Genomic DNA, 11714 nt, shown 5'->3' on the forward strand with positions numbered 1-11714 from the left:
GGCCCGTGGCGCGGATGCGGGACGAACGGGCGGAGCCGCGGCGGCGGCCGGCGCCGGTGCAACAGGCGGCGCCGCGGCGGGGATGACCGGAGTCGCGGGAGCGGCCTGAGCCGGCGGGGTGCGTCGCGCGGCGTCAACGGCCGGATCGGGCTCGAAGGTCGGGGTGAGGCCCCAGCGGAAACCGCCGGACGGCGCCGGGGTGGTGGCGGCAGGCGCGGTGTCACCGTCGGCCGACGCAGAATCCGGGGATGGAACCTGCGCAGCGGGCCCCGGCGGTGCGGCGGGCGGGTCTGCTGGCGGTGCGGCGGGCGGTGCAACCGGCGGAACGACAACGGGCGTGACGGGGAGGGCGACGGTCGGGGGAGAGTCGGGCCCCGCATCCGCCTTGGTGCCGGCGGCGGCCTCGGCGGCGGGCTCGGCGGCGGGCTCGGCGGCAGCCTCGCTGTCGTCGGCGTTCAGCTGAGCCGCGAGCCAGTCCAGGCCGAGGTCCTTGTCGTCGTTGCCGCCCTGCTGCTCGGGCATCAGCTCAGTCCCAGGTCCTCGAGTCCGATGGCCGCGTAGTACGGGTAGCCGGCCTCTTCGATGATTTCGCGGGCCCCGGTGCTGCGGTCCACGACCACGGCGACGCCGGCGATGATGGCGCCCACCTTGAGCAGCGCCTCGATGGCGGCGAGCGGTGAGCCACCGGTGGTGGAGGTGTCTTCGAGGACGATGACCCGCTTGCCGGCGAGGTCTGGGCCCTCGACCTGGCGGCCACGGCCGTGGTCCTTGGGTTCCTTGCGAACGACGAAGGCGTCGTAGGCCAGCCCGCGGGCGGCACCCTGGTGCAGGATCGCGGTGGCGACGGGGTCGGCGCCCATGGTCATGCCGCCGACGGCCACGACATCCGGAATGTCCTTGATGAGATCGATCATGACCTGGCCGATCAGCGGGGCGACCCTGTGGTCGAGGCTGACCTTGCGGAGATCCACGTAGTACGTGGCCTTCTTGCCACTGGTGAGGGTGAAGTCACCGTGGAAGACGGCGTCGGCCGAGATGTAGTCGATGAGTTTTCTGCGGGTATCCATCACAGGGCTACTTTAGGCCAACACGCGCCCGCGCGCCCGGTGCACGATACGGGCGTGCGCCGGTCGGGGTGATCAGAAGCTGCGAACGAACTTCCGCACGGGAACACGACCGTAGCCATCCTTGTTCACGGCAACGACGGTGCCGACGACGGCGCCTACGGCAACAAGGGAGATGAGGAGCATGAAAACGAACACGGTCGTGCCTTTCGAGGGAAGTGGATGGCCGGGCCACGCGGGCTGCTGCCCGGTAACCGACGTCTTTATCTGACCACCAACAACCATTCAGCACAATCACATTGTTTAGCAAGGACTATGTAGTCTGGCTTCATGGATGTTCAGCGCCTCGAACTGCTCCGCGAGCTGGCCGAACGCGGCAGCGTGACCGCCGTTGCGCGGGCCACCCACCGCACCCCGTCTGCGGTCTCGCAGCAGCTGAAGGTCCTCGAGCGCGAGGCCGGCCTGCCCCTCACCGAACGCAGCGGGCGCGGGCTTGTGCTCACCGACGCCGGCCGCGCGCTGGCCGCGAGCGCGACGGATATCGCGGTGGCGCTGGAGCGCGCCACAGCCGTCTGGGACACCTTCCGCAACCGGGCCACCGGCGACGTGAGCCTGGTCACGTTCCCCACCGCCGGACAGATGCTGCTGCCGGGCGCACTGCAGGACCTGGCCGACCACGACGGCCTGGCGGTGCATTGCACCGACATGGACCCGGAGCTCAGCGACTTTCCCGCGCTCACGAGCGAATACGACATCGTGCTCGCCCACAGCATGCGCGGGCAGCACACCTGGGGCGGGCGCGGCCTCACCTCGGTGCCCCTGATGACCGAACCCCTCGACGTCGGCCTGCCGACCGGACACAGGCTGGCCGGTCGGGTGTCGCTGGGCGCGAGCGACGTGGTCGGTGAGACCTGGATCGGCGTGCCCCTCGGCTACCCGTTCGGACGCATCCTGCACGACATCGAACTGCAGACCGGCAGCCGCGCCCTGGTCACCCAACGGTTCGCGGACATGCGGCTGATCGAATCGTTCATCATGGCCGGGCTCGGCATCGCCCTCGTCCCCCGATACACCTCCAGCGGCGACCAGCCCGGCCGGATGGTACTCAAGCCACTACGGGGACTCGACGCCGAACGGCAGATCGTGGCGCTGATGCGGCCCGACCGTGCCGAACGACTGGCCGTGCGTACCGTCGTCGAGGCGCTGCGCGCCCGGGCGGCGCAGGTGCAAGCCGAGCACGCGGCGGCGGCCGGCTGAGCCGGTACTCCAGCGGCTGGTCCTCCAGCGGCTGGTCGTGCGCCGGCGGTTAGGCTGACCGGATGGCTGACATCGAATGGACCCTGCGCTGGGAGGCCGATCTCTCGGCCGACGACCACACCGCCCTGGCGGCCCTGTTCGCGCGCTACTACCCCGAGGACCACGCCACCTTCACCGGCACCCGCAGCTGGATGGGCGCCCGCCCGGAGGCCCGCGTGATCGGTTACCACGACGGCCGGCCGGTCGCCCACCTCGGCTTCGTGCGGCGGATGCTGCGCCTCGAGTCCGGCGGGTCGCAGCTGGTCGGCGATGTGGGATTGGTCGGCGTCGATCCCGACTACCAAGGCACCGGCCTCGGCCGCCGGCTGCTCGCCGAGGCCGCCACGGCCCTGACCGGCCAGGGGCTGCCGTTCGGCTACCTCACCTGCGCTCCCGAGCTCGTCGCCTATTACGCCGGTGGCGGCTGGCGGCAGTCGCCCGGACAGGTGACCCGCATGATCGACACCCGGATGCGCCAGGAGACCTTCACCGGCCCCGCGATGGTGCTCCCGGTGGCGGCGCCGTTCAGCAAATGGCCGACCGGGCAGACGATCATCCGCGACGGCCTCGAGGTCTAAGCCCTCCGGCTGCCGACGCGCCCGGCGTCAGAGCGTGCGCACGCCACTCAGGTACCGGTCCACCACCACGTCGACGAGTGCGGCCGGGGGCTCCTCGCCCTCGACGAGGAGGGTCGCGCTGACCACGTCCGCGCCGGCGTCCTGCGACCACCTGGCGAAGGTGCCCGGTGCCAGCAGATAGCTCGCGACGACCAGGCGGGCATCCGGTGACTCACTGCGCGCGGCGGCCACGGCATCCACCAGACTCGGCGTCGCGGCGGCGATGAAGGCGACGGTGACCGGTCGGCCCAGCAGGGCGGCTAGTTGCTCGCCCGCTGTGCGGCAGTCGGCCACGGCGTCCGCGTCGCTCGATCCCGCGGCGGCGAGGATCACGCGGTCTTCCGCGCGCAGGCCACTCTGGGCCAGCCGGTCGGCGAGGATGTCGGTCAGCCGGCTGTCGGGTCCGAGCGCCGCGGTCACGCCGACCTGACGCGGCTGGGCCTGGGCCACGGCGTTGGCGAGGTCGAACTTCACGTGGTACCCGGCGGACACCAGCAGCGGCACGATGACGGCGGACCGGCCGGGGTCGGCCTCGGCGAGGCACTGCGGCACATCCGGCTGCTGCACATCGATGAAACCGGCCGCAACCGGGGTGGCCGGGCTGATCGTGGTCAGCGCCCGAGTCACCGCGTCGACGAGGGCCAGCACCGCGCGCTGGGCAGCGGGATCCCGGGAGCCGTGCGAGGCGAGGAGCAGGAGCGGCGCTGTGTCGCGCTGGAGTGCGTCGCTCATCACGCCGCGGCGCGGGCCGAGGCGTCCGGGGCCAGCCGCACCTGCACCGAGCCGGATTCGACCCTGGTCTCGAAGGTGGGCAGCGTGAAGTCGGCGGAGGTGAAGCACTCGCCGGTGGCCAGGTCATAGACCTGCTTGTGCAGCGGCGAGGCCAACGTCACCCGGTCCCCGTGCGAGCCGACGATTCCCCGGCACATCACGAACGAGCCGGTCGCGGGGTCCCGGTTCGAGACGGCGTACACGGTTCCGTCGGGCATCCGCACCAACGCGAGCTGCTCGCCGTCGACGATGGCCGCTTCTGCCCACAGGGGTTCGAGCTGGGAGAGTTCGCAGACTGTCGCCCATCCGGTGGTGGCGTCGGCGCTCCGCGGCGCGGTGGTGCTTTCAGTGGTCAGCATGATGTCCTCGATTCCGGCGCCGGGCCAGTGGATGCGTTCGGCACCCCCTCAGATTACCCAAGCCGGGGTCGTGATCTTCGGGACCAAGTACCCTCTTTTAGCGCGCGCGGATGTGACTTACTTGAGGGACGCCATGAGGTCGGCGCGACGGCGGACGACGCCGTCGGGATTATGCGGCCTGATTTACCCGAGAGATGCCGTAATGACACTGAACACTCCCCTGCCGACGACCAGCGAATCGGACGGCGTGCGCCGCGTCATCGTGATCGGAGGCGGCCCCGCCGCGCACCGGTTCACCGAGGCCATGGTCGCCCGCACTGTCGCGGACGGCGATTCCGCCCGGCCCGTCGACATCACCGTCATCGGCGAGGAAATCCACCTGCCCTACGACAGGGTCTCCCTCTCGCACCGCCTGAACGGTCCGGAGGACCTCACCCTGGGCGACCCGGTGTTCTGGCAGTCCGAGACCGTGCGCTACCGCGGCGGCAGCCGCGTCACCGCCGTGGACCCCGCGGCCCGGACCGTCACCCTCGACAACGGTGACGCCCTGGCCTACGACGACCTGGTGTTCGCGACGGGTTCGAGCGCCTTCGTTCCGCCGGTGCCCGGTGGCGACAAGGGTGTCGTGTACCGCACCATCGAAGACGTGGACTTCCTCGTCAGCGAGACCGCACGCCTGAAGGCGAAGTTCGGCCGGCCCGCGAACGTCACCGTGATCGGCGGCGGCCTGCTGGGGCTCGAGGCCGCCGGCGGTGTGCAGCGCCTCGGCGCCAACACCACGATCGTGGATGGCGCCACCTGGCTGATGCCCACCCAGCTCGACCAGGGTGCCGGCATGGCCCTCGGCCGTCTCATCCACGGCCAGGGCATCCACCTCGAACTCGGCCACCGCCCCACCGAGATCCTCGTCGCCGAGACCGGCCAGGTACTCGGGTTGACCCTCGACGACGATCGGCAGATCAACGCCGACCTGATTGTCTGGTCCATCGGCATCCGTGCCCGCGACGAACTCGCCCGCGCGGCGGGCCTGGAGATCGGCCCGCGCGGCGGCATCGTGATCGGCGACGACTGCTCCAGCTCCGTGCCCGGCATCTGGGCCATCGGCGAGGTCGCCAGCTACGACGGCCGCTGCATCGGACTCGTCGCTCCCGCGAACGCGATGGCCGAGGTCGTGGCCGACAGGCTCAACGGCGGCCAGGCCCTGTTCCCCGGCATCGACGACGCCACCAAGCTCAAGCTCTCCGGTGTGGAGGTGGCCAGCTTTGGTGACGCCTTCGGCACCGGCGAGCGGGCCCTCGAGGTCGTCTACGCCGACCCCGCGCGTGGCCTGTATCAGAAGGTCGTCGTGTCCAGCGACGCCAAGACCCTGCTCGGCGGCATCTTCGTCGGCGACGCCTCCCCGTACCTGTCGCTGCGCCCGCTGCTCGGCCGCGAACTGCCCGCCGAACCCGGCGCGTACCTGTCCGCCTCCGGCGCCGAGCTGCCGTCCAGCTCCGACATGCCCGACGACGCCCAGCTGTGCTCCTGCAACGACGTGTCGTTCGGCACCGTGCGCGCGGCCATCCGTGGCGACCACGGCGACCCCGTCACCGAGCTCGGCGCACTCAAGGCCTGCACCCGGGCCGGCACCCAGTGCGGCTCGTGCGTGCCGCTGCTCAAGAAGGTTCTCGAAACCGAACTGACCGCCGCCGGCCTTGAAATCTCGAAGGCGCTCTGCGAGCACATCTCGATCAGCCGCAGCGAACTGTTCGAGTCGGTGCGGGTACTGCAGCTCACCTCGTTCGACCAGATCATGGAACGCTTCGGCACCGGCCTCGGCTGCGATGTCTGCAAGCCCACCATCGCCTCGATCCTGGCCTCGCAGTCCTCCGCGTACATCCTGGATGCCGGCCGTGGCGGCCTGCAGGACACCAACGACCGTGCCCTCGGCAACATGCAGAAGGACGGCAGCTACTCGGTTATCCCCCGCATTCCCGGTGGCGAAATCACCCCGGAGAAGCTCATCGCGATCGGCGAGGTCGCCGCCGAATTCAACCTGTACACCAAGATCACCGGTGGTCAGCGGATCGCCCTGTTCGGCGCCCGGCTCGACCAGCTGCCCGACATCTGGCGCACCCTGGTGGATGCCGGTTTCGAGTCCGGCCAGGCCTACGGCAAGAGCCTGCGCACGGCAAAGTCGTGTGTGGGGTCGGCCTGGTGCCGCTTCGGAGTGCAGGATTCCGTGGCGCTGGCGATCACGCTGGAGAACCGCTACCGCGGCCTGCGCTCGCCGCACAAGTTCAAGATCGGTGTCTCCGGCTGCGCCCGCGAGTGCGCCGAGGCCCGCGCCAAGGACATCGGCGTCATCGCCACCGAGCTGGGCTGGAACCTCTACGTCGGCGGTAACGGCGGCTTCCAGCCCGTTCACGCCGTGCTGCTCGCCAAGGACCTCGACGAGGAAACCCTGATCAAGTACATCGACCGCTACCTGATGTACTACATCCGCACCGCCGACCGCGTGCAGCGCACCGCCCGCTGGCAGGAAGACATCGAGGGTGGTTTCGACCACGTCCGCGACGTCGTCTGCAGCGATTCCCTGGGCATCGCCGATGACCTCGAAGCGGCCATGGCCGCCCACATCGACGTGTACGAAGACGAGTGGGCCGCCACGCTGGCCGATCCCGAGCGCCTGCGCCGGTTCCGGCCGTTCGTGAACTCCGACACCCCCGACCCGTCGCTCCTTCAGGTGATCGAACGCGGCCAGCCGCGTCCGGCCCGCCCTGAAGAACGCGACGGCACCAGCGCCGGCGGCCCCGTCCACCTGGCCGGCCTCACCATCCCGGTTCGCCGGGACGACATCGACATCCCGGTTTCCTCGGCGACCGGCGTGGAGTAGCCCGTGTCCGCCGGCCTCGACTTCTCGGGGAAACGGGTCCTCGTCGTCGGCGGGGCCCACGCGGCACGCCGTGTCCTCGCGCGGTACCTGGCCTCGGGCGCGACCGTGTACCACCTGGCCGGACCCGGCCCGCAGTCGCCGGCCGTCCGACCGGCCCCCGGGGTGCACACCCCGGTGTTTCCCCGGTCGGTCGGCGCCTGGAATGCGCTCATCGCCGCCGTCGACCTGGTCGCCGTCGTGGAGACCACTCCGCCCACCGACGCCGTGATCGCTGCGGCGTGCGCGCGGCACCGCACCTGGCTGAGCCGGGAAACCGCGGCGTCGACCGCGCCCATCGGGTCGGTCACGCTCGTCGGCGGCGGCCCCGGCCTGGAAAGCCTGCTCACGGTCGGTGCGCTCGCGGCACTGAACGCGGCCGACATCGTCTACTACGACCGGCTCGGCCCCACCGACAGGCTCGACGTCTGGGCGCCCGGCGCCGAGCAGATCGACGTGGGCAAGGCTCCCGGTCACCACGCGATCCCCCAGCGCGATGCTGAGCGGATGATGGTGGCATCCGCCCTGGCCGGCCTCACCGTGGTGCGCCTGAAAGGCGGCGACCCGTTCGTCTTCGGTCGGGGTGGCGAAGAAGTCATCGCCTGCCGCGCCGCCGGTGTACCGGTGACCGTGATCTCTGGGGTGACCAGCGCCATCGCCGTGCCGGCCGCCGCGGGCATCCCCGTCACCCACCGCGAGATCACCCGGATGTTCACGGTGATCTCCGGGCACGCGCCGATCAACGACACCGAACTGACCCACCTGGTGGGCCTGGGCGGCACCATCGTGGTCCTGATGGGAATCGGCACCCTGCAGCAGCTGGTTGCCGGCCTCACCAGGCTCGGGATGCGCACCGACATGCCCGTGGCGATCGTGGAGCGCGGTTTCGCCCACGACCAGCGCACGACCCTCGGCCGGCTGGACAGCATCGCCGCGCTCGCGGCCCACGCCGGGGTGCGATCCCCCGCCGTCGTGGTGATCGGCGACGTGGTGGCCCTGGCCGCGCACGGCGATGACACTGCCGCCGATCTCCTGCGCGAGGCCGCGACCCTGGCGACCTAGGTTCCCGCCCCGCCGACCCGACTGACCGGCCGAGTTGCTGCAAAACCCCCTGTGCCTGCTCTGGAAAGGGAACGTTGCGGCAAGTCAGCGAAGGGGATCACCGCCACTTGCATGAGGTGCTCCCGGCGATGGTGCCGCATCCCGGCAACGCGAAGGCGGCGATCCTGCCTCGCCGGCTGCGCTGCCGGGGTGGGGCGAGAACCGCCGCCTTCCTCTGCCGCCTCCGCCCGGCCCCGGGCGGGAGGCGGTCAGGCTCTACCGTGCGACGCCCGGGTGCGGCGCGACAGGGAGTCGACGATGACCGCGAGCAGCAGCACCGCGCCGGTGATCATGTACCGGATCGACGAGTCCAGGTTGAGTAGGGTCAGGCCGCTGGAGATCGACTGGATCACCAGGATGCCCAACAGCGCGGAGAACGCGCTGCCGCGGCCGCCGAAGAGGCTGGCGCCGCCGATCACCGCGGCGGCAATGGCGTTGAGGTTGGTGTCGCCGCCGCCCGAGCCCTGGTTGGCTGCCGCCAGCCGGCCCGCGGCGAGGATGCCGCCCAGAGCCGCGAAGGTGGAGCACAGCACAAAAACCGTGAGGTAGACCTTGGTGACGTTGATGCCGGACCGCCGGGCGGCCTCCACATTGCCGCCGACCGCGTACACCGACCGGCCCCAGCGGGTGCGGGTGAGGAAGAAGTTCATCACCACGACGAGCACCAGGAACAGCACGAATGTCGCGCCGACACCGCGGGTCTGGTTGAGGTACCAGGTGGGCACGGCGAGCACCAGCAGCAGGAACACGCTGCGCACCACGATCGAGGTGGCCGGCACGGCCGAGAGCCCCGCCGCCGCCCGCCGGTTCGCGGTGACGAACAGTTGCGCCGCATAGGCCAGCGCCGTCAGTATCACCAGCACGTAGGAGAGCCAGTCGGGCAGGAACCACTGCTGGGCGAACTGCACGATCCAGGAATCGAAAGGGATGTTGATCGACCCCGTGGAGCCGAGCACCCACAGCTGCAGCCCGAGGAAGCCGAGCAACCCGGCCAGGGTGATCACAAAGCTGGGTACCCCGAACCGGGTATACAGGAACCCGTACAGCAGGCCGATGACCACACCGGACAGCAACGAGGCCAGCAGGGCGACCGGCAGCGGCCAGCCCAGGTTGACAAAACCGACCGCGAGGATGGCCGCGGACAGGCCGCTGACCGACCCGACCGACAGGTCGATCTCGCCCAGCAGCAGCACCAGCACGATGCCGATGGAGATGGTGCCGACGGCCGCGCACTGCAGGGTGAGGTTGACCAGGTTGGTGCTGGAGAGGAAGTTTGGGTTGAGCAGGGAGAACGCCACCCAGATCACGATCAGGCCGATCACAACGGGCAACGAACCGATGTCACCGGAACGTACCCGCCGACCGAAGGCGCGCACCGCACCGCCGATGCCGTGCTGCTGGATGAGGCGCTCGTCCTGCAGGTCGGCGGCCACCGCGGCGAGGCGCACGGTTTCGGTGGGCGGCGCCGCCGGTTCGGGCGGGCTGGACTGTGGGGGCGATGTCGGGGTCGTCATGGCCGGGCCTCCTCTGGGGGTGCAACATCAGGGGGTGCAACGTCAGGGGATGGAACAGCGTCATCCGCGGCCTCCGGAGAGCCGACCCGGGCTTGGGCGCGCCGGGTGACGGCGTTATCGGAGGCGCCGGTGATGGCCGCGATGATGTCTTCGTAGGTGACATCGGCCACCTTGAATTCACCGTTGTTGCGGCCCAGACGCAGCACCACGATGCGGTCGGCGACGGCCTGCACATCCGCCATGTTGTGGCTGATCAGCACCACGGCAAGGCCGCGTTCACGCAGCCGCTCGATGAGGTTGAGCACCTCGGCGGTCTGGGCCACACCCAACGCCGCGGTGGGCTCGTCGAGGATCACGATGCGCGGGTCGCCGATCAGCGAACGGGCGATGGCCACGGTCTGGCGCTGACCGCCAGACAACGACGCCACCGGGATACGCACCGAGGGGATGCGTGCCGACAGTTGCCGCAACAGCTCCCAGGAGCGCTTCTCCATCTCGACCTCGTTGATGGTGCCCCGGCCGAGTTCGTGGCCGAGGAACAGGTTGGCGACCACGTCGAGGTTGTCGCACAGGGCCAGGTCCTGGTAGACGGTGGCGATGCCCAACGCGCCGGATTCAGCCGGGTTGTTGATCGTGACCGATTTGTCTCCGTCGGTGATCGTGCCGCCGTCCTTGGGGTGCACGCCGGCGAGGATCTTGATCAGGGTGGACTTGCCGGCACCGTTGTCGCCGACCAGCGCGACCACCTCACCGGAGTAGATGTCCAGGTCGATGGCGGTGAGGGCTTGCACGGCGCCGAAGTTCTTGTCGATCCCGCGCATGGAGAGCACGAGTTCGCTGGTGGGTGCGCCCTGCACGGGTTCGGGGGAAAGCACGGTCATTGTGATTCCTCTGTTTGCAGCCGCTGGCTGTTGGAGCCGGTGGGCCGACCGGGAGTCGAATCGTGGGTAGGACTCCCGGTCGGCGTCTGGGGCACCGCCTTACTGCAGGCCGGCGGCCGCGCAGGCGTCCGCGTATTCAGCGGTGCAGATCTCGTCGACGGTGTAGAAATCGTCGGCGATCACGGTGTCGGCAATGTTGTCGACGGTGACGACGACCGGGGTGAGCAGGGTCGCGGGGATGCCGTCAATCTCGGTGTCTCCCTCCGGCGTTTCGCCGCGGGCCAGCTGGTCGGCCACCTCGGCAGCCAACTCCGCTTCCAGTTTGATCGCCTTGTAGACCGTCATGAATTGGTCGCCGGCGACGATGCGCTGGATGCCGGTGAGCTCGGCGTCCTGACCGGTGACCGGGGGGATCGGGTCGACTCCGGCGGCCCGCAGTGCCGCGATGGCGCCGCCTGCCGTACCGTCGTTGGCCGCGTAGACGCCCGAGATCTGGTCACTGAACTGACCGATCTGGCCGGCCGCGAAGGTCTGAGCCTCCTCGGCACTCCAGTCCGGCGTGTCGAACTCGGCCAGGATCGGGATGCCGCTCGCGTCGATGACCGAGTGGGCGCCTTCCTTGAACAGCGTCGCGTTGCCGTCGGTGGGCGACCCGTTGATCATGATGATGCCGGTGGTCGTACCGTCGGCCTGGAGCCGCTCCACGAGGGCCTCACCCTGGAGAACACCGACCTGTTCGTTGTCGAAGGAGATGTAGTAAGCGATCTGGCCACCCTCGATGAACCTGTCGTAGGCGATCACCGGAACGTCCTGCGCGGCGGCGTTCGCGACGATGCTGGCTGCCGCCGCACCGTCGACGGGGTCGAGAACCATGACCTCGATGCCCTCGGTGAGGGCGGATTCAGCCTGCTGTTGCTGCTTCGAGGCATCCTGGTCGGCGTTGGCATAGACGACTTCGTAGTCGCCCAGGGTCGCCAGGTGTTCTTCGAACAGCGGGCGGTCGAATTTCTCGTACCGGGCCGTCTGGGATTCGGGGAGGAGCAGGCCGATCTTGATGGCGTCGCCGGACCCGCCGCCGCCGTCGTCGCTGCCGCCGTCGTCGCCGGTGGTGCACGCGGTCAGAGCACCCGCGGTAGCGATCAATGCGATCGACAGGAGCGCGAACCTCTTCCTGGGTTTTCTCATGATGTGCCTCCTACT

At 69.8% G+C, this 11714-nt stretch carries 10 protein-coding genes and 1 pseudogene; 4 read left to right on the forward strand and 7 right to left on the reverse strand.

Translation table 11 applies throughout. The features are described 5' to 3' along the window. Window positions 1-522, reverse strand: a pseudogene (locus E3O60_RS10885) (hypothetical protein); the annotation flags it as partial. After that, window positions 522-1067 carry an orotate phosphoribosyltransferase gene (gene pyrE / locus E3O60_RS10890; RefSeq protein ID WP_165787853.1) on the reverse strand — a complete coding sequence of 182 codons (546 nt, stop codon included), beginning with the start codon at window positions 1065-1067 and terminating at the stop codon, window positions 522-524. The pseudogene E3O60_RS10885 and the gene pyrE, both read right to left, overlap by 1 nt. 327 nt (window positions 1068-1394) lie before the next feature. Here pyrE and E3O60_RS10895 point away from each other — a divergent pair, with 327 nt between their 5' ends. Then, window positions 1395-2321, forward strand: a complete 927-nt coding sequence (locus E3O60_RS10895) for a LysR family transcriptional regulator (protein WP_103460959.1) — start codon at window positions 1395-1397, stop codon at window positions 2319-2321. A 62-nt stretch (window positions 2322-2383) separates the two neighbouring features. After that, complete coding sequence (locus E3O60_RS10900; protein WP_134408667.1) at window positions 2384-2938, forward strand: GNAT family N-acetyltransferase; 555 nt, start codon at window positions 2384-2386, stop codon at window positions 2936-2938. 27 nt (window positions 2939-2965) lie between these two features. Here E3O60_RS10900 and E3O60_RS10905 read toward each other — a convergent pair whose 3' ends face one another. Further along, on the reverse strand, window positions 2966-3709 hold the full coding sequence (locus E3O60_RS10905) for a sirohydrochlorin chelatase (protein ID WP_134408666.1): 744 nt from the start codon (window positions 3707-3709) through the stop codon (window positions 2966-2968). Then, window positions 3709-4107, reverse strand: coding sequence for a nitrite reductase small subunit NirD (gene nirD / locus E3O60_RS10910; protein WP_088457428.1), 399 nt, complete (start codon window positions 4105-4107; stop codon window positions 3709-3711). Before nirD ends, E3O60_RS10905 begins: the two co-directional genes overlap by 1 nt. Before the next feature lie 202 nt (window positions 4108-4309). Between nirD and nirB the strand changes: the two genes are divergently transcribed. Continuing rightward, window positions 4310-6982: a nitrite reductase large subunit NirB gene (nirB, locus tag E3O60_RS10915; protein WP_134498069.1), complete on the forward strand. Its 2673-nt coding sequence runs from the start codon at window positions 4310-4312 to the stop codon at window positions 6980-6982. 3 nt (window positions 6983-6985) lie between these two features. After that, window positions 6986-8080 (forward strand): uroporphyrinogen-III C-methyltransferase, encoded by a 1095-nt coding sequence (gene cobA, locus E3O60_RS10920; protein WP_088457430.1) that lies wholly within the window; start codon window positions 6986-6988, stop codon window positions 8078-8080. Window positions 8081-8328: 248 nt separating this feature from the next. Here cobA and E3O60_RS10925 read toward each other — a convergent pair whose 3' ends face one another. The 3 genes from E3O60_RS10925 to E3O60_RS10935 all read right to left on the reverse strand — a co-directional run bounded on the left by E3O60_RS10925 (window position 8329) and on the right by E3O60_RS10935 (window position 11699). Beyond that, entirely contained in the window at window positions 8329-9633 is a 1305-nt protein-coding gene (locus tag E3O60_RS10925) for a sugar ABC transporter permease (protein ID WP_088457431.1), read from the reverse strand. Next, window positions 9630-10514, reverse strand: a complete 885-nt coding sequence (locus E3O60_RS10930) for an ATP-binding cassette domain-containing protein (RefSeq protein WP_088457432.1) — start codon at window positions 10512-10514, stop codon at window positions 9630-9632. Before E3O60_RS10930 ends, E3O60_RS10925 begins: the two co-directional genes overlap by 4 nt. Before the next feature lie 99 nt (window positions 10515-10613). Beyond that, window positions 10614-11699, reverse strand: coding sequence for a sugar ABC transporter substrate-binding protein (locus E3O60_RS10935; RefSeq protein ID WP_088457433.1), 1086 nt, complete (start codon window positions 11697-11699; stop codon window positions 10614-10616). Window positions 11700-11714: the final 15 nt, after the last annotated feature.

The organism is Cryobacterium sp. TMB1-7 (assembly GCF_004402435.1).
Lineage (GTDB): Bacteria > Actinomycetota > Actinomycetes > Actinomycetales > Microbacteriaceae > Cryobacterium > Cryobacterium zongtaii.

Bases quoted from the DNA above. Each gene is read 5' to 3' on its own strand.
- E3O60_RS10925 (WP_088457431.1), bottom strand. From the start codon at position 9,633: ATGACGACCCCGACATCGCCCCCACAGTCCAGCCCGCCCGAACCGGCG.
- E3O60_RS10905 (WP_134408666.1), bottom strand. From the start codon at position 3,709: ATGAGCGACGCACTCCAGCGCGACACAGCGCCGCTCCTGCTCCTCGCC.
- E3O60_RS10900 (WP_134408667.1), top strand. From the start codon at position 2,384: ATGGCTGACATCGAATGGACCCTGCGCTGGGAGGCCGATCTCTCGGCC.
- nirD (WP_088457428.1), bottom strand. From the start codon at position 4,107: ATGCTGACCACTGAAAGCACCACCGCGCCGCGGAGCGCCGACGCCACC.
- E3O60_RS10895 (WP_103460959.1), top strand. From the start codon at position 1,395: ATGGATGTTCAGCGCCTCGAACTGCTCCGCGAGCTGGCCGAACGCGGC.
- E3O60_RS10935 (WP_088457433.1), bottom strand. From the start codon at position 11,699: ATGAGAAAACCCAGGAAGAGGTTCGCGCTCCTGTCGATCGCATTGATC.
- pyrE (WP_165787853.1), bottom strand. From the start codon at position 1,067: ATGGATACCCGCAGAAAACTCATCGACTACATCTCGGCCGACGCCGTC.
- nirB (WP_134498069.1), top strand. From the start codon at position 4,310: ATGACACTGAACACTCCCCTGCCGACGACCAGCGAATCGGACGGCGTG.
- E3O60_RS10930 (WP_088457432.1), bottom strand. From the start codon at position 10,514: ATGACCGTGCTTTCCCCCGAACCCGTGCAGGGCGCACCCACCAGCGAA.